Below are 22,994 nucleotides of genomic sequence, written 5' to 3'. Positions count from 1 at the left end.
GAACCCGCTTATTCAGATTCCAGCAACAGCTTCTTCACCGGCGCGTAACTGCGGCGGTGAATGGCGCATGGCCCAAGTGCCTGCAACGCTTCCAGATGCGCCTTGGTGCCATACCCCTTGTGTTTGGCAAAGCCATAACCCGGGTATTGCTCTTCCATCTCCAGCATTTCACGGTCACGGGTGACCTTGGCCAGAATGGACGCTGCGGCAATGGCCATCACCTGGCTATCGCCCTTGATGATGGCCGTCGCATCCATATCCAACTCTGGTAACTTGTTGCCGTCAATCAAGGCGTGGTCCGGCTTGTCGCCAAGACCTTCCACCGCACGGGTCATCGCCAGCATGCGGGCGTTGAGAATATTGATGTCGTCGATTTCTTCCACGGTCGAACGGGCAATGGCAAAGTCTGCTGCCTTGGCCAGAATTTCGGCGTAGAGTGCCTCGCGGCGCTTTTCAGTCAGTTTCTTGGAGTCGTTCAGACCTTCAATCGGCCGGGCTGGGTCCAGTACCACCGCTGCCGCCACGACATCGCCACACAAAGGGCCGGCACCCGCTTCGTCAACGCCGCAATAACGCAGGCCCTGTTCGACCAGTTGTTGTTCCTGTTCAATCATGGGAATACCGCAAAGAGGAGATAAAGAAGAGTTCACCGGGACACACAAGCGGCTGCCTGAATAACCCGATGATGATGGAATCAGCCTTCGATCAATTCAATGATGGCATTGGCTGCTTCTTCGTCAGCGCTGCGTTTCAGCTGACGATGGATAAACTGAAAGGTTTCATGCAGCTGATGACGGGTTTGCTGATCTTCCAGGTTGCGCATCATTTCTTCCGCCAGACGCACCGGCGTTGCTGCTTCCTGAAGAACTTCCGGCACCACCTGTCTGCCAGCCAGCAGATTAGGCAAGGCAATAAACGGTTGCTTCAGCATCCTGCGCAGCAGGAATGCCGTAATCGCGTTCACCTTGTAGCTGACCACCATCGGGCGCTTCAACAGCATGGCTTCCAGCGTCGCCGTTCCGGATGCCAGCAAAATCACATCCGAAGCGGCCATGCATTGCTGCGACTGACCCAGCACAATTTTCAGCGGCAGTTTCTCTGGCATTTCAGCCAACTGGCTTTCCAACTGCTCGTGTCGTTCGACACTGGCCGCCGGAATCACAAACTGCAAATCGGAGCGTTGCTGCAACATCAACTGGGCGGTGTCCATAAACACCGGTCCCATACGGTCCACTTCACCACCACGACTGCCAGGCATCAAACAGGCGATCGGCTTGCTGACGTCCAGCCCCAGGGCTTCACGAGCCGGGGTTTTCGGGGTATCGAAGGGGATTTTATCGGCCAGATGGTGACCCACGAATCGCACCGGAATCTGGTGGTCTTCGTAGAACTTGGCTTCAAACGGGAACAGCGTCAGCATCAGGTCAACGGCTTTGCCAACCTTGATAACGCGTTTTTGTCGCCAGGCCCAAACCGACGGGCTGACGTAATGCACGGTCTTGATGCCTTTGGCCTTGAGTTTCTGCTCCAGCGTCAGGTTAAAGTCCGGGGCGTCGATGCCAATCATGACGTCGGGAGGATTATCAATCCAGCGACGGATCAGGTTCTTGCGAATTTTCAAAAGCTCGCCAAGGCGGCCCAGCACTTCCACAAGCCCCATCACCGACAGGCGCTCCATAGGATACAGGCTGTCAAAGCCATGCGCTTGCATCAACGGACCACCGATGCCCTCGAAGGTGGCATCGGGGTACTTTTCCTTGAGTGCTTTCAGCAGGCCAGCACCCAGCATATCGCCGGAGGTCTCACCAACAACAATCGCAATCCGTTTCACTATCTGATGATTCCGCGGGTAGCAGCCTTGACACTGTCGACCAGCAGCTGGGCGGCTGAATCGACTTCCAGAGTCTGCAGTTTTCCCAGCGCTTCGGCACTGGTCAGACCCTGACGATAAACCACTTTGTAGGCGGTTTTCACCGCACTGATTTGCTCGGCCGTGAAACCACGACGACGCAAACCTTCAGAATTAATACCGTGCGGTGTTGCCGGATAACCCAGCGCCATAACATAGGCTGGAATGTCCTTCAGGACCACGGTACCGGCACCCGCCATCACGTGGGCACCAATGCGGCAGAACTGATGAACCTGGGTGGCACCACCCAGAATGGCCCAGTCGTCGACGACTACGTGGCCAGCCAGATTGGTGTCGTTGGCAAAAATACAGTTGTCACCAATCACGCAGTCATGGGCAACGTGGACGTTGACCATAAACAGGTTATTGCTACCAACCCGTGTTTCGCTGTTGTCCTGCACGGTACCGCGGTGAAAGGTGCAGCTTTCACGAATCACGTTGTTGTCGCCAATCACCAGACGGGTCGGCTCACCAGCGTATTTCTTGTCCTGGCACTCTTCGCCAATGGTCGCAAACTGGAAAATCCGGTTGCCCTTGCCGATGTGTGTCGGTCCCTGGATCACCACATGCGGTCCAATCACACAACCTTCGCCAATCTCCACATCCGCACCCACGATTGAGTACGGGCCGATTTCTACGTTGTCGGCAATGCGGGCGGCTGGATCAATGATGGCCGTAGGATGGATCATGCTGGCTCCATTACTCGTTCGGCACAGGTAATCAAAGCGGCGCAGGCCACTTCACCATCAACCAGAGAGCGACAATCGAACTTCCAGATACCACGACGGCTGTTCACAAAGCGCGCTTCCAGAATCACCTGATCACCCGGCACAATCGGACGCTTGAAACGCACGTTATCGGCACCGGCAAAGTAGTACAGCATGTTCGGGTCGCGTTCGCCGCCCAGCATGGTCATGCCCAGCAGACCTGCGGACTGCGCCATGGCCTCCAGCAGCAGTACACCTGGCATCACCGGGTGACCCGGGAAGTGGCCATTGAAGAATTCTTCGTTAATGGTGACGTTCTTGAGGGCACGGATCACCGGGCCTTCTTCGGCATCAAGGTCTACGTCATTGATACGGTCGACCAACAGGAATGGATAACGATGTGGCAAAAATTCCTGAACAGTCTGAATTGGTTGAGGGTACATCAAGCGTTACCTTCTTGGCTTTTCTCTAGTTTCTGCAGCCGCTTGGCTATTGAATCGAGCTGTTTAAATCGTGCAGCGTTACGACGCCACTGTTTTGCAGGCATATGCGATGTGCCCGATGCATACACACCCGGCTCATCAATAGAATTCGTTACCAGTGTCATACCCATGATATGCACACCGTCGGCCAGGCTCATATGGCCAGCCAGACCCGCACCACCGGCGATGGTGCAGTGTTTACCCACTTTGGTGCTACCGGCAAGACCAACACAGCCTGCCATGGCGGTCCCTTCTCCGATTTCACAGTTGTGGGCAATCTGAATCAGGTTATCCAGAATAACATTATCGGCAATCACGGTATCGCCCAACGCACCACGGTCGATGCAGGTGTTGGAACCGATTTCAACGTCATTACCAATACGCACACCACCCAACTGGGCAATGCGTTCCCAGCGTCCCTGATCTGGCGCGTAGCCGAAACCATCGGCGCCAATAACGGTGCCGGATTGTACTCGAACACGGTGCCCAAGTGTTACCTGATAATAGAGAGTAACGTTGGGATTCAAGATACAGTTGTCGCCAATGACACAGTCGTCGCCAACCACACAGCAAGCGCCGATTTCGGTGTCGGCACCAATCACGCTGCGTTTGCCAATCACGGCATTGGGGCCAATAGAGACGTTTTCGCCAATCACCGCTCCCTCTTCAATCACAGCGGTCGGGTGAATGCTGCGGGAAGGGGCTGGACGGTTGTCGAACAACTGGGTGGTACGGGCGAAGGCCAGATACGGGTTGTCGGTGATCAACGCCACACCGGTAACCTGATCGGCCAGTTCCGGCTTGATGATCACGGCACCCGCCGCCGTCACCGCCAGATCCTTTTGATAGGCTGGGTCGGACAGGAAGGCAACCTGCTCGCTGCTGGCAGCAGCCAGAGCAGCCACTCCCCGGATGACAAGGTTTCCATCGCCGCGCAGTTCTGCGCCCAGATGGTCGGCAAGTTGGGAAGCGGTCAGCTCCATTCGGTATTCCTTTTCAAATCAGGCAATCAGACCAGCTGATTACTTTTTGTTCAAACGCTCAAGCAGTGGCTTGGTCAGGTCAACGGTCGGGTTGCTGTACACCACCGCACCGGCCTGCAAGACAACATCGTACTTGCCGTCTTCAATAATCGCTTTCAGAACCTCTTCCAGCTCTGGCAGTTTGGAACGGAAGAACTGCTGACGCCAGGCCTGGTCCTGCTTCTGAAGTTTTTCCATGTAGAACTGACGCTCACGGGCTTTTTCTTCAAAGTCCGCCGCCAGCTTGTCCAGTTCTGCCTGGCTCATGATGGCAGAATCTTTTTCACGCTTTTCACGCATCGCAACCAGCTGGCCTTCCAGGTCTTTCACCTTGCCAATGGCTTCTGCGTTATCGGCTTCAAACTTTTTCGATGCCTCCTTGGCATCGTCAGACAGGAACAGTGCACGTTCCATATCCACTACGCCAACCTTGGCTTCTGCCATCGCCAGCGGCGACAGCAGCGCAACCATCATCAGTACAACAAAACGCATTCCGGTGCTCCTTAAACAAGCAGTAAATTAATTCGTTAGAAGACCTGACCCAGAGAGAACTCGAAGCCTTCTGTATCGTCGTTACGCTGATCGTTCAGCGGGATCGAATACACAAACGTCAACGGACCAATCGCCGTAATCCAGGTCACACCAATACCGGTACTCAAACGCATGTCCGACAAATTAAATCCGGTATCACAGTACGGATGGCTAGTCAGGTTTGGCACGTCGGCGTCATTCGGGGTGTAACAGTAGTCCGTAAACGCATTACCGGCGTCGAAGAAGGCCACACTACGCAGTTGGCTGCGATCTTCAACAAACGGGAATGGGAAAATCAGTTCGAACGATGTTTCCGCCAGCATATTACCACCAGGGAAGCCGGGGACTCGTAATACGCCGGAGCCGTTTCAACCGAACCGTCGGTACCGGTCTTGTAGACAGGCTTGTACTGGCTGGAGTTCGAATGACTTTCAGCGGCACCGTCTTCGTCGGTGGTATACACCACGGTTGGCGCATCGCTGTCGTATACCGGACGACCCAGATCGTCAGTCTCGTACACTACGTCGCCATTGCTGTCGGTTTCGGCAACCGGCACCACGGTGTACTCAGGCAGCCCCTTTGGCCCCAGGCTGTTGGAGCTGTAGCCACGGATCGAACCCAGACCACCGGAGCGGTAGTTTTTGAAGAACGGCAGACGCTCGGTTTTGCCATAGCCGTTGCCGTAACCCAGCTCGGTACGAATGCGGAACGACCAGTCGCCAACAATCGGGAAGTAATAGTTGGCGGTGTAACCAATCTTGTAGGTGGTCAGGTCGCTGCCTGGCACGCCGATGTCGAGGGACAGTTTGTGTTCCATACCATCGGTCGGGAACATGCCACGGTTGAGTCCGTTGAAACGCCAGTTCAGACCCAGGGTGTATTCGTCGAAATCGTCACCGTTTTCTTCCAGGAACTCGAGGATTTCAGCCGGTACGGTTGAGCCTTCAAACATACGGGTATTGGTGTAACCAACGCTGGCCGACAAACGCTGCTGGCGGGAAATCGGGTAACCGAAGGTCACGTTACCACCCTTGGAGTTGGTCTGGTAATCGCTGACGGTGCTGAGGCTTTCGTAGTCGGTTTCACGGTAGAACAGGTTAAAGCCACGGCTAACACCATGAATGGTGTAGTACGGGTCGTAGAACGAGAAGTTGTACGACTGCACGGTCTTGTTCTTCTGAACGCTCATGCTCATGCGGTTACCGGTGCCGAGGAAGTTATTCTGGCTGACACTGGCGCCCAGAATCATACCGCTGCCGCCGGCATAACCGATGTTGAAGTTGAGGCTGCCGTTGAGCTGCTCTTCAACGTTGTAGTTCACATCAATCAGGTCATCTTCACCCGGAACAGATGGGGTATCGACGGTGACGGACTTGAAGAAGCCCAGCTGGTTCAGGCGGTTTTTACCGGCCTCAATCTTGTCGGTAGACGCCCAGCCGCCTTCCATCTGAACCATCTCACGACGCAGTACTTCGTCTTCGGTGGTTTCGTTACCGGTGATGTTGATGCTGCGCACGTAGGTACGACGGCCCGGTTCAACGAAGAAGGTAACGTCTACTTCCAGTGAGTCATCGTCTGGCGCCGGGTTACCATCAACCTTGGCAAAGGTATAACCATCGTTACCCAACAGGCGAATCATCGCTTCGCTGCTTGCGATCACCTTGCGGCGAGAGAAGGTCTCACCGCTTTCAATTTTGTAGAGCTTGGCGAACTTGTCTTCGTCCAGCACCAGATTACCGGCCAGTTTGATGTCACGAATGGTGTACACCTCGCCTTCGGACACACTGATGGTGATGTAAACACCGTCTTTTTCTGGCGCCAGGGAAACCTGGGTGGCTTCGATGTTAAAGCGCAGGTAACCGCGGTCGTAGTACCAGGAGCGCAGGCTTTCGAGGTCGGCGGTCAGTTTTTCGCGGGAGTATTTGTTGTCACCAGCGTACCAGGACCAGAAGTTGGATTCCTGCAGGGTTAGCTGGCCCAACAACTCGTCGTCAGAAAATGCCTGGTTACCGACGATGTTGATATGAGCGATTTTGGCAACGTTGCCCTCGTCTACCTTGATGGTCAGACCAACACGGTTACGCGGCAGCGGCTCCACTTCGGTGGTAATTTTGGCGTCGTAGCGGCCCTGAATAACGTACTGACGCTCCAGCTCCAGCGCGATGCGCTCCAGCGTCGAACGCTTGAACACCATGCCTTCTGACAGGCCCGCAGTCTTCAGGTTATCCAGCAGCACATCATCCGGAATCGCGGAGTTACCATCCAGTTCCAGCGAGGTGATGGTCGGCAGTTCGACCAGTTGGAAAATCAGCACATTGCCGTCGCGGTACAACTGGATGTCGTTGAACAACCCGGTTGCGAACAAACGGCTGGATACCGACGCCAGACGCTCACTGTCGACCGCATCGCCAACAGCCACAGGCAAACGTTCAAACACCGTACCGGCAGAGACCCGCTGCAAACCTTCCAGGCGAATGTCTTCAATAACAAAGGAATCCGCCAGAGCGGCAGAAGAAACCAGCCCCAGCACCAGGGTTAAAAACAGCGAGCGCATGAAATACGTAAATCCAGTTTCGAGGCCCCGAGGGATCAGAGCCGACCAATATCGTTGTAGAAAGCCACTGCCATCAGACTGAACAGCAGAAAAATCCCTACCTGCATGGCAACCGCCTGCACCCGTTCCGGTACCGGCTTGCCAATGATGCCCTCAATCGTATTGAACACAATATGACCGCCATCCAGCATAGGCACTGGCAGCAGATTGAGAACGCCAAGCGAAACACTCAGCAAGGCGAGGAATTGAACAAAGGATTCAACCCCACCCGACGCCGAAGCGCCGGCTACTTTAGCAATGGTGATTGGGCCACTCAAGTTCTTTACCGAGAGATCCCCAGCCAGCATTTTCCAGAGAGATTCCAGAGTAAAAACAATAAGATCCCACGTTTTTGAGCAAGCTTTCAGAAACGCCGAGAAGGGGTCCAGAGAGCTGGTACTGAGCCATGAAGACGGCACTTCCGGCTGAACCGTACCGACGCCGGCAAAGCCAGTAACTTCGCCATCAGCCTGTTCGCGGGAGCCCGGCGTCAGCTGCAATTCGATGGTACCGCCATCGCGCTGAACAGTAGTCAGCAGGGTTTGCCCCGGGCTTTGCTGAACAATCCTGACCCAATCAAACCAATCCTTTACATCTTCGCCATCAACAGCAACCACCTTGTCGCCCACTTGCAGACCGGCTTGCTCGGCAGCACTGCCTTCAACCACCGAACCAATCAGAGCCGGTACTTCCAGACGACGAGGCTGAAACCCGAGGCTGCCCATCAGGTCTGGCTGATCGGTGTCTGACTGCCAGTTTTCAATCGGCAGACTGACGTCTCGCACAATGCGGTTGCTGTCTTGCAGCGAAAGCTCGATCTGGCCGGTCTCGCCCAGATGGTCGATCAAACGCCAGTTAACGTCTTCCCAGGTTGAGGTTTCATGGCCGTCGACCGCAACAATGCGATCACCAGACTGCACACCGGCCTGCCAGGCAACCGAGTCTGGGGTAACGTCACCAATTTGCGAAATCACACCCGTGGTGCCGATGGCGTACAACAGCCAATACACCACAATGGTGAAAATAAAGTTTGCGAAGGGACCCGCAGCCGCAATGAAATTGCGCTGGGCGACGGTTTTGGAATTGAAGCTTTCGTGACGCAGGTTATCGGCCACCGGGGTTTCACGCTCGTCGAGCATTTTGACGTAGCCACCCAGCGGCAAAGGGGCCACCGAGTAGGCCGTGCCCAGTTTGTCCTTGACCTCAAACAGGGGTTTACCGAAACCGACGGAAAATCTCAGCACCTTGACGCCACAGCGACGAGCAGCCCAGAAATGGCCGTATTCATGCACCACCACCAACAGGCTGATGGCGACGATAAACCACAGGATTGTCACGAACCTACCTCATTCAAACCAGCGTTCGGAAAGTCTTTGGCGAGCAGCCGATTGGCCGTCTCACGCGCCCACTCGTCGGCCGCCAACACGGTGTCCAAATGACCAATAGCCACCGGCACGTGCTCGGCCATGACCGACTGAACCAGCCTTGGAATGTCAGTAAAGGCAATTTGTTCCCGCAAAAATGCATCCACCGCCACTTCATTGGCCGCATTCAGCACCGCGGGCATGGTCATGCCGGTTTCAAACGCCTGACGGGCAAGCGCCAATGCTGGGAAGGTCACCTCATCGGCAGGTTCGAAATCAAGTCGGGCAATCTCAAACAGATCCAACGATGCCACACCCGCCTCGATACGCTCAGGCCACGCCATGCCATAGGCAATCGGGGTGCGCATATCGGGCTGCCCCAGTTCAGCAATCACCGAACCGTCGTTGTATTGCACCATGCTGTGAATCACGCTTTGCGGGTGAACCACCACCTGCACGTCATTGGCCGCACAGTTAAACAGAAAACAAGCCTCAATCAATTCAAGGCCCTTGTTCATCAAGGTGGCAGAATCAACCGATATCTTCTGCCCCATTGACCAATTGGGATGCGCCACCGCTTGTGCGGGGGTAACAGCATCCAGTTTGTCTGCCGCCCAACCCCGAAACGGACCACCGGAGGCTGTCAGCAAAATCTTGCGAATACCGTGTTGGGAGAAGTCTCCCGAGTAAGCCACGGGCATCGACTGAAAAATGGCGTTGTGCTCACTGTCGATGGGCAGCAGCTCAGCACCGCCATCACGCACTGCCTGCATAAACAGCGGCCCCGCCATGACCAGCGCTTCCTTGTTGGCCAGCAACACCCGTTTGCCCGCCTCCGCCGCCGCCAGTGTTGGCAGTAAACCTGCTGCACCAACAATGGCCGCCATCACCTGATGCACCTCGTCATGACGCGACACCATGGCAAGGTTATCAGCGCCGGCCAGCACCTGCGTTGCATGATCGGCAGGCAGCAAGGCTTTAAGCCTGGCCGCCGCCTCTTCATTGGCCATCACCGCAAAGACCGGCTCGAACTGCAGTACCTGCTCGGCCATTTTCTCAGCGCTGCTGGAGGCCGTCAGGGCAAAGGCGCGGTATTTGTCCGGGTGACGAGCAATCACATCCAGCGTGCTACAACCAATGGAACCGGTCGACCCCAGCACGGTGACGTTCCTGATCACTTGGCAAATCCCCAATCAAGCAAATAGATGCACAAGGCGAAGACAGGTACAGCGGCCGCCATACTGTCGATGCGGTCCAACACACCACCATGACCCGGCAACAGCGAGGAGCTGTCCTTGATGCCGCGGTGACGTTTCATCATGCTTTCGACCAGATCGCCCAGTACAGATACCACCATGGTCACCATGGCAATCACCACCATTTGCACGTAGTCGGCCTGGCTCATTGGCTGCAACCAGCGATCCAGTCCCAGACCGAACAGCAAGGCCACCACCGCGGAGGTCAGCAGACCACCCCAGAAACCAGCCCAGGACTTGCCTGGACTGACGTTTGGCGCCAGTTTGCTGTTGCCCCACTTCTTGCCCGCAAAATAAGCACCGGTATCGGCGCCCCAGACAATCAGCATGACGAACACAATCAGCAATGAGCTGTGCGGCTGCATTTTCAGATGCATAAAGCCAACCCACATGGGCAGCAACACACACAAGCCGAGGATGGCCCGGATCGGCCGCGAGGTCCAAAGCGAGGTTCCTTGAGGGTAGTGGCGAACCAAAGCAAAGGCGATCACCCACCAGAAGGCTCCGACGGTGAGGAAATAGACCACCACCTCAGGGATGAAGTAGTAGGCTCTGGCGGTTATGTACAAGCACACAAACACCAGAAAGGCGTAGCCAACACGGCCCCAGCGCCGTTCATAGCCGGCGATATTGGCCCATTCCCAGGCTCCGAGCGTCGCAATAGCGGCGATAAAAATGGCGAATTGTTTCAGCGGCAAGAAGAAAATGCCGATGATCATCAAGGGAGCAAGCACCAGAGCGGTGATGACACGCTGTTTAAACACTGCCAGCAGATTCCTTCAACTGGTCGTCCGTTCGGCCAAAGCGTCGGGTTCTGGAATAAAAAGCATCCAGCGCCTTGCGATATTCGTCTTCCTTGAAGTCAGGCCAGAAAACGGGACTGAAATAAAGTTCACTGTAGGCGGCTTGCCACAGCATGAAGTTACTGATTCGCTGTTCTCCACCGGTCCGAATCATCAGATCCGGGGCAGGCAGTTCATTCAGCCAGGTGTAGCGATGAATGGTCTGCTCGTCGATGGATTCAGGGTCCAGCGAGCCGTCACGTACCGCCAATGCAACCTGTTTACAGGCCTGGGCAATGTCCCACTGACCGCCATAATTGGCAGCAACAACCAGCGTCAGGCCGGTGTTATTGGCCGTGAGCGTTTCGGCGTCACGAATCAGCTTCTGGATACGTTCAGAGAATCCGGTCTTGTCACCCATCACAATCAATTTCAGATTGTTGCGATGCAAGCGTTTCACCTCACGCTCAAGCGCAATGGTAAACAGCTGCATCAGGGCAGAGACCTCGTTGGCAGGGCGGCGCCAGTTTTCACTGGAGAAAGCAAAAAGAGTCAGCACTTCTACCCCTTCACGGGCAGACTGCTCAACCACTTTTTTCACCGCGTCAACGCCAGCCTTGTGGCCAGCGATGCCTGGCATCAGGCGTTTTTTGGCCCAGCGGTTGTTGCCATCCATGATGATGGCAACGTGCCGGGGGGCGCAGCCCTGAGCTGCACCCTGATCATTGATACTGGTAGACATCCGGACTGATCAGACCTCCATGAGGTCCTTTTCTTTCTGAGCCAGATGCTCTTCAACCTGAGCAATGTACTTATCGGTCAGTTTCTGGATCTGATCTTCACCGCCGCGCTCTTCGTCTTCAGAGATCATTTTCTCTTTCAGAAGATCCTTGATGCTGCTGTTGGCATCACGACGGATGTTACGGATAGAGACACGGCCCTTTTCCGCTTCCGCACGGGCTTGCTTGATGAAATCCTTACGGGTTTCTTCAGTCAGCATTGGCATGGCCAGACGAATGGTGTCGCCGGAGGTGTTCGGATTCAGACCCAGATCGGATTTCAGAATGGCGCGTTCAATAACCTGCACCATGTTCTTTTCCCAAGGGTTGATCGCCAGTGTACGGCCGTCTTCAACGATGATGTTGGCAGCCTGGGCAACCGGAGTCTCGGTACCGTAGTAATCTACCTTGATGTTATTCAGGATGGCTGGATTGGCACGGCCGGTACGGACACGCTTGAAAGCTTCCAACAGAGCGCCAATGCTCTTCTGCATACGTTCGTCGGCGTCTTGCTTGATTTCTTCGATCATGCTCAGTTTTCCTCACTAACAATCAGAGTACCGTCACTGCCGCCAGTAACCAGACGGGCCAGCACTCCCATTTCATTCATATCGTATACGCGCAGTGGCATGCTGTGGTCTCGCGCCAGACAAATCGCCGTGAGATCCATCACGCCCAGCTGCTTCTCCAGTACTTCCTGATAGGTCAGGCTGTCGTACTTGGTGGCGGTCGGGTCTTTTTTCGGATCCGAAGTATACACACCATCGACGTTGGTGGCTTTCATTACCACGTCGGCATTGATCTCAATACCACGCAAACAGGCCGCAGAGTCGGTTGTGAAGAACGGGTTGCCGGTACCGGCAGAGAAAATAACCACATCACCCTGCTCCAGCGCGCGGATGGCGCTACGACGATCGTAGTGATCAACCACACCGCTCATTGGAATGGCAGACATCACACGGGTGGTGATGTTGGCACGTTCCAACGCATCACGCATGGCCAGCGCGTTCATTACAGTCGCCAGCATGCCCATATGGTCGCCAGCAACGCGATCCAGGCCCGCTTCGCTCAGCTGCTTGCCACGGAACAGGTTACCACCACCGATCACCAGACCGACCTGTACGCCAATGCCCTTCAGTTGACCAATTTCGAGCGCCATGCGATCGAGCACCTTGGGGTCAATACCGAAATCGAGTTCGCCCATCAGGGCCTCGCCACTCAGTTTCAGAAGAATGCGTTTGTATTTAGGGCTTTGGTGTTTGGACATGATCGACTCCGTGAGCGTAATTCGGATACAAATATGCCGGGAAACCCCGGCATATGGAATATTGGGACAGGGACAAGCCTGCCCCGAATAAAATCAGCCGTTCAGCTGAGCAGCTACTTCAGCAGCGAAGTCTACTTCTGCAACTTCAATGCCTTCACCTACTTCCAGACGGATGAAAGTAACGATTTCGGCATCAGCAGCTTTGGCCAGCTGACCAACAGTCTGATCAGGGTTTTTAACAAATGGCTGTTCAACCAGGCTGTTCTCTTTCAGGAACTTGTTGATACGGCCACCCATCATTTTTTCAACGATGGCTTCAGGCTTGCCTTCCATATCAGGCTGGGCCTTGATGATGTCTTTTTCAGCTTCTACAACATCAGCAGGCATGTCTTCTGGACGTACAACGCGTGGGTTGGACGCAGTAACGTGCATAGCGATGTCTTTAGCCAGCTCTTCGTTGCCGCCTTTCAGAGCAACAACACAGCCAACTTTACCGTTGGAGTGCAGGTAAGCACCAACAACGTCAGATTCGATCACGGCTGGACGACGAACAGTGATGTTTTCACCGATCTTCTGAACCAGACCCATACGAGCTTCTTCCAGCTCACCTTCCATCAGCTTGGCAACGTCGGTTTCGCGGGTTTCAGCCAGTTTGGCAACAACCTGATCAGCGAAAGCAGCGAAGTTGGCATCGCCAGCGGCGAAGTCGGTTTCGGAGTTAACTTCAACAACGAAAGCCACACCGTCCTGAGTGATGATGCGCAGCTTGCCTTCGGCAGCAGTACGATCAGCTTTCTTGGCAGCTTTCAGACCAGAGTTCTTACGCAGGTCTTCAATTGCCTTGTCGATGTCACCGTCGTTAGCAACCAGAGCTTTTTTACACTCCAGCATGCCCAGACCAGTACGTTCACGCAGTTCTTTTACCAGAGCAGCAGATACACCCGCCATAATCCCAATCCTCAAAAATTACTTATCTACAAATTCTTTCTTTAAAAAAAGGGGGCAAGCCCCCTTTTTCGCGCGCTGAGAGTCGAATTACTCGGCAGCAGCTTCTTCAGAGGAAGATTCTGCAGCGGCTTCTTCAACAAACTCACCAGCAGCTGGACCGTTCTGCTGCTTGCCTTCCAGTACCGCGTCAGCAACAGCGGAAGCGTAGATCTGGATAGCGCGGATAGCATCGTCGTTACCTGGGATAACGTAGTCGATGCCGTCTGGGTTGGAGTTGGTATCAACGATACCTACAACCGGGATACCCAGCTTGTTGGCTTCCTGGATAGCGATGCGCTCGTGGTCAACGTCGATCACGAAGATCATGTCTGGCAGACCACCCATTTCCTTGATACCACCGATGGAGCGTTCCAGCTTCTCCATTTCACGGCTACGCATCAGGGCTTCTTTCTTGGTCAGCTGCTCGAAAGTACCATCGGATTGTTGCGCTTCGAGGTCACGCAGACGACGGATAGACTGACGAATGGTTTTGTAGTTGGTCAGCATGCCGCCCAACCAACGGTGTGCCACGAAAGGCATACCACAACGCTCAGCCTGCTCTTTAACGATCTTGCCAGCAGCGCGCTTGGTGCCAACCAGCAGAACCTTGTTATTACGGGCAGCAACACCTTCAATCTGAGCCAGAGCTGCGTTCATCGCAGGTACAGTGTGCTCCAGGTTGATGATGTGAATCTTGTTACGAGCACCAAAGATGTAACGACCCATCTTTGGGTTCCAGTAACGGGTCTGGTGACCGAAGTGAACACCTGCTTTCAGCAGGTCACGCATATTTACTTGTGCCATTTTCTTTACCTTATGATTGGGTTAGGCCTCCACGTACCCAGTGAACCGACTGTTCCTGCCAGGCAGAATCAGCACCCCGGACCACCGTTGCAGTACGTGTGTGTTTTAATGTGCCGGTGCGAGTCAATTGCTTGCTCGTCCGTACACGGATTTCAGCGCGCGCTTTATACCACTTTCCCGCAAGCGTTGCCAGCAAAGACATTGCCACAATCACGATTGATTACAATTAATCTCTGTTCACCCGTTGGCCAACTCCCGATACAATGGCGGGCTTATCAAACTGACTTATTCGTTCCTACATGACTGTATCTATCAAAACGGCAGAAGAAATAGAGAAAATGCGCATCGCTGGCCGACTGGCCGCCGAGGTGCTGGAAATGATCGAGCCCTATGTTGTCCCCGGGGTCTCCACCGGCGAACTGGATCGCATCTGCCACGACTACATCGTCAACAAGCAAGGGGCGATTCCTGCTCCGCTGAATTACAACGGTTTTCCGAAGTCCATCTGTACCTCGATCAACCAGGTGATTTGCCACGGCATTCCAAGCGACGACAAGATCCTCAAGAAGGGCGATATCATTAACATCGATATCACCGTCATCAAGGACGAATACCACGGCGACACCAGCAAGATGTTTTTTGTGGGCGAACCCACTCCTGCCATCAAGCGTCTGGTCGAAATCACCCAGGAATGTCTGTACATTGGCATCGACATGGTGAAACCCGGCGTTCAACTGGGCGACATTGGCGCCGCGATTCAGAAGCACGCCGAAGCCAATCATTATTCCGTTGTCCGTGAATACTGCGGCCACGGCATTGGCAAGGTCTTCCACGAAGAACCGCAGGTATTGCACTACGGCCGTGCTGGCACCGGTGTGACCCTGAAAGAAGGCATGACCTTCACCATTGAACCCATGATCAATATGGGTACCCGCTTCAACAAACTGATGAAGGACGGCTGGACCGTGGTTACCAAAGACCGCAAACCGTCTGCCCAGTGGGAACACACCCTGGCGGTGACCGCCACCGGCGTTGAAATTCTCACAGCCCGTAAAGAAGAGAAGTACTGGACGGAATAATGACAGCAGTGGTAACGGAATTAGTCCCGGTTCAGCGAGATACCTTGCTGGCGCGCCTTGCAGATGCTCCCGCACCACTGCCGGTGGTGCGAAGTTTTCTGAAAGAAACCCAACAAGCCGCCGACGACTATTTCCGCGCCACCCTCGATGCCCTTCCTCCCGTCCACTTCCGCTCCGCTCAAATTGATGCCTTGTTGGCCGCCCTCTGGCACAAACACAAGCTCGATACCGACGACCTCACCCTGATCGCCGTTGGCGGTTATGGCCGGGGTGAGTTGCACCGTCACTCCGATATCGACGTCTTGTTGCTGTGCCGCGACGAAGCCGCCATTGAAAAACACAGCGCCGACTTGCAGGGGTTCATCACCACCCTGTGGGATACCCGTCTCGACATTGGCCACAGCGTTCGCACCCTGGACGACTGCCGCAACGAAGCCGTCAAGGATCTGACCATCATCACCAACATGCTGGAGAGTCGCCCGCTTGCCGGCGATAACCGCTTGTTTGATGCGTTGCAGGACATTGTGCAGGAGCCGGACATGTGGCCGGCCAATCAGTTCTTCAAGGAAAAATGGAAAGAACTGGATAACCGCCACGACAAGCACAACGACCCCGAATACAACCTCGAACCCAACGTCAAAAATTCCCCGGGAACCCTGCGCGACATCCAGACCGTCAGCTGGGTAACCTCGCGCTTTTTTGGCGATGGCTCACTGGAAAGCTTGCAGGAACGCGGCTTTCTGACCGAATTTGAGCAAAAACGCCTGACCAGCAGCCTGCATTTTCTGTGGCAGGTGCGTTACGCCCTGCACATGCTGGCCGAGCGCGAGGAAGACCGCTTGCTGTTCGACCTGCAACGGGAAGTAGCGCAGCTGCTTGGCTTTGAAGACGATAACGAGCGGCTCGGCGTTGAACGCTTCATGACTCGTTTCTATCGCAACCAGCTGGCCACCACCGAGCTGTGCGATCTGTTGCTGATGCACTTCAATGAAGACTTCATGAAAGAGCAACAGCAGGCTGAACCGGAGCCGGTGAACGAACATTTCGTGCTGCAAAACGGCTACTTACAGGTACTCGATCCACAGTTATTCGCCCGCGAGCCCATCTGGTTGCTGCAAGTATTCACCCTCTGCGCCAAGCTCAAGGACCGCCAGGGCAACGACATTCTGGGTGTGCACTCCGATACCATTCGCGCGCTGCGTGACAACCGCCATCTGATCGATTTTGAATACCGCACCAACCCGGTACACAACGCCTGTTTTATGGAGTTGATGCGCAACAAGGATCACGTAGTGCGCGAGCTGTCACGGATGATGCGCTACGGCATTCTTGGCCGCTATATTCCTGAGTTTGGCCACATCATTGGCATGATGGAACACGACCTGCTGCACATTCACACGGTCGACGATCACAGCTTCCGTATGGTTCGCTTCCTGCGCCAGCTGCGCTTCTCAGAGCAGCGCGAACAATACCCGCTGGCCTCAAAGCTGATCCATAAAGTGCAGCGCCGCGAAGTGATTTATCTGGCTTCATTGCTGCACGACACCGGCAAGAGCGTTGAAGGCGACCACTGCGCCAATGGCGAGACCATTGCCCAGAACTTCTGTCGTCAGCACAACCTCAAGCCAACCGATACCCACATGGTCAGCTGGCTGATTGCCAACCACCTGACCATGTCCCACGCCGCCCAGCGGCTGGACCTCAACAACCCGGATGATATTCATCAGTTTGCCCGGGACATGGGCGACCAATACCATCTGGACTTGCTGTATCTGATTACCGTCGCCGACATGGTGACCACCAACCCGAAGCTGTGGACCAGCTGGCGTGCGGAACAAATGCGAGAGCTGTACCGCAACACCCAGCAAGCGCTGCGTCGCGGCTTGGCCAATCCGATCAATAAAGAATCCTACATCGAGGAAATCCAGCAGGACGCCATCGAACTGCTGCAACAAAAAGGGCTGGATGCCGACGAAGTGCGTAGCATCTGGGGCCATGCCGGAGATGACTACTTCCTGCGCGAGAACCTAGACAACGTGGTATGGCACACCTACGCCATCCACCAGCACGGCAACAGCACCGATCCGCTGGTCAGTATTCGCCAGACGTCGGACCGTGATCTGGAAGGGGCCACCCAGATTTTCATTTACATGAAAGACCAGATCGACCTGTTTGCGGTGACCACAGCCACCCTCGACCAGCTCAACCTGAACATTCAGGATGCTCGTATCATGACGTCGGAAACCGACAACAACGTCATGGACACCTACATTGTGCTGGACGAAAACGACCACCCGGTGGAAGACCGCAATCGGCTGGAAGAAATTCGTATCGCACTGATCGAAGCCCTCGATGATCCGGAAGACTACTCCACCATCATTCAGCGCCGCACACCACGAATGCTGAAGTACTTCCCGGTACCGACCCAAGTCACCATGAGCAACGACCCGTTCATGCACCGCACTGTACTGGAAGTGACCGCCGCCGACCGCCCCGGCCTGCTGGCCCGTGTGGGTGCCATATTCTCGGACTTTGGCGCCCAGATTCAGGGGGCCAAGCTGCTGACCGAAGGTGAACGGGTGTCGGATATTTTCTACATCGTTGACCAATACGGCGAGCCCTATTCCGACCCGGACACCTGCATGATCCTTCAGCAGGCACTGGAAACCGGCCTCGACGAACAGGTCGAAGCCCAGACTCAGGTGTAACCCGAAACCTTTCGAATTTTTCACCAAAATCGGTCGAATTAATCCGGTTTTTTCGAAACCAAACACCTCCTATGATGCTTGTATTCAAAGGAGGTGCTTATGACTCTGCCCTACAAAAAACTGATTCCTGCCCAACACACATCCGACGGTGATGGCGTCAAAATCCAGCGCGTGGCGTTGTTTAACGAATCCCTGTCGGACCCGTTTCTGATGATCGACGAGCTGCGCTCCGACGACCAAAAAGACTACGTTGGTGGCTTCCCTCCACATCCACACCGCGGCATGGAAACCCTAACCTACCTCCGTCAGGGCGGCCTCGAACACCGTGACCATATGGGCAACCGCGGCATGATTCACAGCGGTGGTGCACAGTGGATGTCGGCAGGCCGCGGGGTCATTCATTCAGAAATGCCGTCACTGGAAATGAACGGTTTGCATGGTTTCCAGCTGTGGATCAACCTGCCTGCCAGCGAAAAGATGAAAGACCCGGATTACCGCGACGTACCGGCAGAAGAGCTGGTAAATGTACAAAGCCAATCCGGTGCCAACCTCAAACTGATTGCTGGTCACTGGAGTATTGATGGCGAGCAGTTCACTGCTCCGCTGAACAAAATGGCGGCTCAGGCTGGCATTGCCGATGTTGAAATGCAGGTTGGCCAATCGCTGACTCTGCCCATTGAACATGGCAAGCAAGTGATGGCATTTACCTACGACGGCAACCTGAAAGGCCTGAAACAAGGCAAGGCACTGGTCGTGCTACAGCCGCAGAATGGTGAAATCACCCTCGAAGTGGAAGAACACACCCGCCTGCTGTTGCTGACAGGTATGCCATTAAAAGAGCCAGTGGTGCACTATGGTCCGTTCGTGATGAACAGTGTCGAAGAGATTCAACAGGCGATTCAGGACTACAACGCCGGACGGTTTGGGAACTAAAGCTTTGTTCCTCGGAAACTGAAGCTCGGCGCCTGAGACCAGGTAGCCAAGACTCGGTATCCGGGGCTTTAGCAACGGAAGCCGTGACAGCTAAATTGAAACATCAGCAGTTAACAGCTGTAAGCAGGCGAGTTTTGAACGCTTGTAACAACTTTCAAAACGCCGCCCAACAAAAAAGCCACTCAACTGAGTGGCTTTTTATGACATTCACAAGCGCTGCATCAGCTATCGGAAGCACTCTGCTTCTTCTTGCGAATTGGCGCAAAACCTTCGCCATCCATCAGATTGCTGCGATCTGCACGTGAACCACCCGGACGGGATGGACGTGGGCCATTACGCTTCTTCGGGCTCGCAGATTTGCCCGCCGGGCCTTTTCCAGTGCCCTTACCCGCAGGTTTCTTCTTGCGCTTGACCGAGCTGGCCGCCTTGCCAGACGCCTTGACCTTTTTCGGGCCCTTGTAATTGCCTTCCAGACCCGGAACCTTGCGAGATTCCATCTCAACGTTGAGGTAACGCTCAATCGCCGCCTTCAGGTTCCACTCGTTCGGAGCAATCAGGCTGATGGCCTTGCCATCACGACCGGCACGACCAGTACGCCCAATACGGTGAACGTATTCGTCGCCCTTGCGAGCCAGATCGTAGTTAATCACCAGATCCATGCCTTCCACGTCCAGACCGCGCGCAGCGACATCGGTCGCCACCAGAATCGGACGCTTGCCCACACGCACCTGTTGCATCACGTACTTGCGTTCATCCTGGGTCATCTCACCGTGCAAAACGGCGACGCCTTCGCGGTGACGACGGATGAACTCAAACAAGCGATCCGCTTCCACCCGCTTGTTCACAAACACAATGGCCTTGTCGAAACTTTCATTGGCCAGCAGCCACACCAGCAGCCGATCCTTATGTGGATTGTCATCCGCCAGAATACGCTGCTGCACAATGTTTTCGTGCTGGTCCTGAATCGCGCGAGTGGTCACCTCTTCTGGCGACTGCAACAACTTGGTGGCAATACGGCGCACACCCTCGTGGCGTAAGGTGGCCGACAGCAGCATGGTTTGACGCTCGTCACGGCAGGCCGCACGAATAATATCCATGTCTTCGGCGAAGCCCATGTCCAGCATGCGGTCAGCTTCGTCCAGAATCAGGAATTCCAGATCGCTCAAGTCGCAGCTTTCACGCTTCAGGTGATCGACCAGACGACCTGGTGTAGCAACCACAATCTCAGGGTTTTTACGCAATACCGCTGACTGATACTTGAATTCCTGACCGCCAGTCAGCAGGCCAACATTGAGGTTCACCAGCTTGCAGAAATGCTCTGCCACCTTGAACACCTGCTGCGCCAGCTCACGGGTTGGCAGCAGCACCAGCATGCGGGTTGCCGAATTTGGGGCTGGCTGCTCCAGCATGGCATGCATGGCGGGCAGCAAATAGGCCAGGGTTTTACCACTGCCGGTTTCCGCGCACACCTGAACGTCCTTGCCCGCCATTGCCAGCGGGATCACAGCTTGCTGAACATCCGTCGGCGTGTCGATCGACAACTGCTCCAGTCCCACTAACAAACGTTGGTTAAGTGATAATTCAGTAAACACAGAAAAGCCTCATGGTGAATTTGCGCGGAGTATAACAGTCTCATGACAAGGATAGGGTAAAAGCTGACGGGCACCTTCTGAATAACGCTAACCAGCTTCTGACTCTGATGTCTGATTCACCTAGCCCGCGAATCACCCAATGCAATCAAGCCATTAAAGTGCATGCCAAATACGATTAAACTGCGGCTTAAATCCAGACCGAAACGCTTTTAACAGAAACCGGAATTCACACATGCTGCTGAACAACACCCGCAAAATCACCAAACCGGCCATGCTCACCGCATGCCTCAGCGCCGCCCTGCTGGCTGGCTGCGCAACAAGCCCAACCGGCCGCTCACAAATCATGGTGGTATCGCCGGATGAAGCCATTAGCCAATCCAAAAGCGCTTACGTTTCCACCGTGACCGAACTGAAACAAAGCGACCAGCTGGTGACCGACGCCAAGCAGCTGAAGCGCATTCAAACCATCACTGGCCGCCTGGTCACCGAAGCGGTTGCCAAATTCCCGAAAACCGCCGATTGGGAATGGAGCGTTGCCGTGATCGACGATCCGGAAACCCTCAATGCCTGGTGCATGGCGGGCGGCCGCATGGCCATTTACACCGGCATCATCAATCAGCTGGATTTGAACGACGACGAAATTGCCCAGATCATGGGCCATGAAATTTCTCACGCGCTGGCCAACCACACTGCCGAGCAAATGTCCCGTGCGGTTCTGATTAACGCGGGTCTGGCGGCAACCGCATCAGCCACCGACCAGAACGGCATTGCCCTGACGGGCACGGCATTGGCCGCCAAGTACGCCCTGCAACTGCCAAACAGCCGCACCGCCGAAACCGAAGCAGATGAAATTGGTATTGAACTGGCCGCCCGTGCCGGTTACCAGCCAGAAGCAGCCGTGAGCCTGTGGAAGAAAATGCAACAAGCCGCCGGTGGCAGCACGCCTGAGTTCCTGAGTACGCACCCATCACCAAAGAACCGAGCCAAAACCCTTGGCAATCTGGGCACCAAAATGCGCGCATTGAATCCGTCCATGACCAAAGCAGCCGTCTATCCAGTCACCATGGTGACCGACCTGGGCCAGCTGGACTGATCAGATAAACGCGTTCATCCCGTGATCAGGTCATTACCAAACAGGTTGAACTGATTGCGAGAGTCGCTGGGCGTTACCCCTGCCCAGCGTTTGAAAGCACGACGGAAGTTGGTGGCATCGTTAAAGTTCAAATGGGCTGCCACCTGCTCGTTATTCCAGCCGCACACATGCAGCAAGTACAAACTCATTTGTAACCGCGCCATATCCTGCAAACGCTGAAAGCTGCTGCCGTGTTTGCCCAACTTTCGCTTCAGCGTCGCCGGACTCATCCCCAGCTGCTCGGCCATGTCTGGCAGATTGAAGGGCTGCTGAATTTGCTTAAGCAAGGTGCGGTAGACGTATTCCGGCAGTGACATTTCCGGGAAATCGATCTGTGCAACGCACTCTGCCCGAGCTACCTGAAACGCCGTCGCCGACCCTCTTGGCCAACGGGCATTGAGCCAGCGCTTGTCGATAAACATCACATCCACGCCCAGGTTGAACCACAACTCATTACCCAGATTCACCCGGTATTGTTCTTCATGGGGCGGGCAGGAATAACTGAAGCCAAATTTCCAGGGCAAACGGCTGTCGCTCATCCAACGGCTATACGACGTCAGCGCACTCATGGCCGCTTCCACCAGAAAACGTTCGGCACCACTGCCCGACACATTCAGCCAGTACACGTAGCAATAGCGATCATCCACCACCACATGAGGGATAATCCAGGGCGTCAGTAACGAGCGATATTGTTGTAAAGCGTCGAGCGCCTCATTCAAATTGCCGGCGTTGCCCAACAAGCTGCTGGCCGCGCCGTAGTGGCCTGGCCACCAGCTGGAGCCCCAGCGAAATGACAATTCGGCCTCGGTATTCAGCTTGTTGGCGTTGGCCACCAGCCCCAACCCCTGGGATTCCGATATCCGCGACTGGCCCTTGAGAATATCGTCGTAAAACAGGCCCGTGCCACGCAAAATCTTGTGGCTGCAAACATCCCGCGAACGTAACAGATCGATCAACAAGGCAGGATGATGATGAGCGGCGAACAGCTTGTCATCGCTTTCGTACCATCCATAGCTCAACTCCATACGGTCAGATCCATAACGCTGGCTCCATGCAGTCCGCGTCAT

At 54.9% G+C, this 22,994-nt stretch carries 22 protein-coding genes; 4 read left to right on the top strand and 18 right to left on the bottom strand.

Features of this window, described 5'->3' with window-relative positions:
- Positions 1–8: 8 nt before the first annotated feature.
- The 16 genes from rnhB to rpsB form a co-directional block, all read right to left on the bottom strand.
- On the bottom strand, positions 9–614 hold the full coding sequence (gene rnhB, locus ACXADJ_RS03505; protein ID WP_475063144.1) for a ribonuclease HII: 606 nt from the start codon (positions 612–614) through the stop codon (positions 9–11).
- 80 nt (positions 615–694) lie between these two features.
- The gene (gene lpxB, locus ACXADJ_RS03500; RefSeq protein ID WP_475063141.1) at positions 695–1,831 is read right to left on the bottom strand and encodes a lipid-A-disaccharide synthase; all 1,137 of its coding nucleotides are present in this window, start codon (positions 1,829–1,831) and stop codon (positions 695–697) included.
- Positions 1,831–2,598 carry an acyl-ACP--UDP-N-acetylglucosamine O-acyltransferase gene (lpxA, locus tag ACXADJ_RS03495; RefSeq protein ID WP_475063139.1) on the bottom strand — a complete coding sequence of 256 codons (768 nt, stop codon included), beginning with the start codon at positions 2,596–2,598 and terminating at the stop codon, positions 1,831–1,833. Before lpxA ends, lpxB begins: the two co-directional genes overlap by 1 nt.
- Positions 2,595–3,059 (bottom strand): 3-hydroxyacyl-ACP dehydratase FabZ, encoded by a 465-nt coding sequence (gene fabZ / locus ACXADJ_RS03490; RefSeq protein ID WP_028294401.1) that lies wholly within the window; start codon positions 3,057–3,059, stop codon positions 2,595–2,597. Before fabZ ends, lpxA begins: the two co-directional genes overlap by 4 nt.
- Complete coding sequence (gene lpxD, locus ACXADJ_RS03485) at positions 3,059–4,081, bottom strand: UDP-3-O-(3-hydroxymyristoyl)glucosamine N-acyltransferase (protein ID WP_475063136.1); 1,023 nt, start codon at positions 4,079–4,081, stop codon at positions 3,059–3,061. Before lpxD ends, fabZ begins: the two co-directional genes overlap by 1 nt.
- Before the next feature lie 39 nt (positions 4,082–4,120).
- Positions 4,121–4,612, bottom strand: coding sequence for an OmpH/Skp family outer membrane protein (locus ACXADJ_RS03480; RefSeq protein ID WP_028294403.1), 492 nt, complete (start codon positions 4,610–4,612; stop codon positions 4,121–4,123).
- A gap of 35 nt (positions 4,613–4,647) precedes the next feature.
- Positions 4,648–4,974, bottom strand: coding sequence for a BamA/TamA family outer membrane protein (locus tag ACXADJ_RS03475; protein WP_475063130.1), 327 nt, complete (start codon positions 4,972–4,974; stop codon positions 4,648–4,650).
- On the bottom strand, positions 4,947–7,205 hold the full coding sequence (bamA, locus tag ACXADJ_RS03470; RefSeq protein WP_475063126.1) for an outer membrane protein assembly factor BamA: 2,259 nt from the start codon (positions 7,203–7,205) through the stop codon (positions 4,947–4,949). Before bamA ends, ACXADJ_RS03475 begins: the two co-directional genes overlap by 28 nt.
- Before the next feature lie 35 nt (positions 7,206–7,240).
- Complete coding sequence (gene rseP / locus ACXADJ_RS03465) at positions 7,241–8,581, bottom strand: RIP metalloprotease RseP (protein ID WP_475063123.1); 1,341 nt, start codon at positions 8,579–8,581, stop codon at positions 7,241–7,243.
- Positions 8,578–9,783 carry a 1-deoxy-D-xylulose-5-phosphate reductoisomerase gene (gene ispC / locus ACXADJ_RS03460; RefSeq protein WP_475068117.1) on the bottom strand — a complete coding sequence of 402 codons (1,206 nt, stop codon included), beginning with the start codon at positions 9,781–9,783 and terminating at the stop codon, positions 8,578–8,580. The genes rseP and ispC overlap by 4 nt, the downstream gene beginning before the upstream one ends.
- The gene (locus ACXADJ_RS03455) at positions 9,783–10,628 is read right to left on the bottom strand and encodes a phosphatidate cytidylyltransferase (protein ID WP_475063119.1); all 846 of its coding nucleotides are present in this window, start codon (positions 10,626–10,628) and stop codon (positions 9,783–9,785) included. Before ACXADJ_RS03455 ends, ispC begins: the two co-directional genes overlap by 1 nt.
- Positions 10,621–11,388, bottom strand: a complete 768-nt coding sequence (gene uppS / locus ACXADJ_RS03450; RefSeq protein ID WP_475063117.1) for a polyprenyl diphosphate synthase — start codon at positions 11,386–11,388, stop codon at positions 10,621–10,623. The genes ACXADJ_RS03455 and uppS overlap by 8 nt, the downstream gene beginning before the upstream one ends.
- A gap of 9 nt (positions 11,389–11,397) precedes the next feature.
- Positions 11,398–11,955, bottom strand: coding sequence for a ribosome recycling factor (gene frr / locus ACXADJ_RS03445; RefSeq protein ID WP_475063115.1), 558 nt, complete (start codon positions 11,953–11,955; stop codon positions 11,398–11,400).
- A 2-nt stretch (positions 11,956–11,957) separates the two neighbouring features.
- Positions 11,958–12,692: a UMP kinase gene (gene pyrH, locus ACXADJ_RS03440; protein ID WP_028294410.1), complete on the bottom strand. Its 735-nt coding sequence runs from the start codon at positions 12,690–12,692 to the stop codon at positions 11,958–11,960.
- 93 nt (positions 12,693–12,785) lie between these two features.
- Complete coding sequence (gene tsf / locus ACXADJ_RS03435) at positions 12,786–13,640, bottom strand: translation elongation factor Ts (RefSeq protein ID WP_475063111.1); 855 nt, start codon at positions 13,638–13,640, stop codon at positions 12,786–12,788.
- A gap of 87 nt (positions 13,641–13,727) precedes the next feature.
- Complete coding sequence (gene rpsB, locus ACXADJ_RS03430; protein WP_028294412.1) at positions 13,728–14,483, bottom strand: 30S ribosomal protein S2; 756 nt, start codon at positions 14,481–14,483, stop codon at positions 13,728–13,730.
- A 299-nt stretch (positions 14,484–14,782) separates the two neighbouring features.
- On the opposite strand from rpsB, the gene map reads away from it, so the two are divergent.
- From map to ACXADJ_RS03415, 3 genes are all read left to right on the top strand, one after another.
- Positions 14,783–15,562, top strand: coding sequence for a type I methionyl aminopeptidase (gene map, locus ACXADJ_RS03425; protein WP_028294413.1), 780 nt, complete (start codon positions 14,783–14,785; stop codon positions 15,560–15,562).
- A complete protein-coding gene (gene glnD / locus ACXADJ_RS03420; protein ID WP_475063107.1) occupies positions 15,562–18,270 on the top strand; it encodes a [protein-PII] uridylyltransferase in 2,709 nt (902 codons plus the stop codon). Before map ends, glnD begins: the two co-directional genes overlap by 1 nt.
- Before the next feature lie 99 nt (positions 18,271–18,369).
- Positions 18,370–19,203 (top strand): pirin family protein, encoded by an 834-nt coding sequence (locus tag ACXADJ_RS03415; RefSeq protein ID WP_475063105.1) that lies wholly within the window; start codon positions 18,370–18,372, stop codon positions 19,201–19,203.
- A gap of 221 nt (positions 19,204–19,424) precedes the next feature.
- On the opposite strand, the gene ACXADJ_RS03410 is transcribed toward ACXADJ_RS03415, so the two are convergent.
- Positions 19,425–20,795, bottom strand: coding sequence for a DEAD/DEAH box helicase (locus ACXADJ_RS03410; RefSeq protein WP_475063103.1), 1,371 nt, complete (start codon positions 20,793–20,795; stop codon positions 19,425–19,427).
- 232 nt (positions 20,796–21,027) lie between these two features.
- Here ACXADJ_RS03410 and ACXADJ_RS03405 point away from each other — a divergent pair, with 232 nt between their 5' ends.
- Positions 21,028–21,888 carry a M48 family metallopeptidase gene (locus ACXADJ_RS03405; protein ID WP_475063099.1) on the top strand — a complete coding sequence of 287 codons (861 nt, stop codon included), beginning with the start codon at positions 21,028–21,030 and terminating at the stop codon, positions 21,886–21,888.
- Positions 21,889–21,902: 14 nt separating this feature from the next.
- Here the strand turns inward: ACXADJ_RS03405 and ACXADJ_RS03400 are convergent, their stop codons facing one another.
- Positions 21,903–22,994 carry an AraC family transcriptional regulator gene (locus ACXADJ_RS03400; protein ID WP_475063096.1) on the bottom strand — a complete coding sequence of 364 codons (1,092 nt, stop codon included), beginning with the start codon at positions 22,992–22,994 and terminating at the stop codon, positions 21,903–21,905.

The sequence above is a fragment of the Oceanobacter sp. ABM4_470 genome (genome assembly GCF_056158645.1).
The sequence above is the reverse complement of the archived record's forward strand: the minus strand, read 5'-3'. Positions and strand labels throughout refer to the sequence as shown.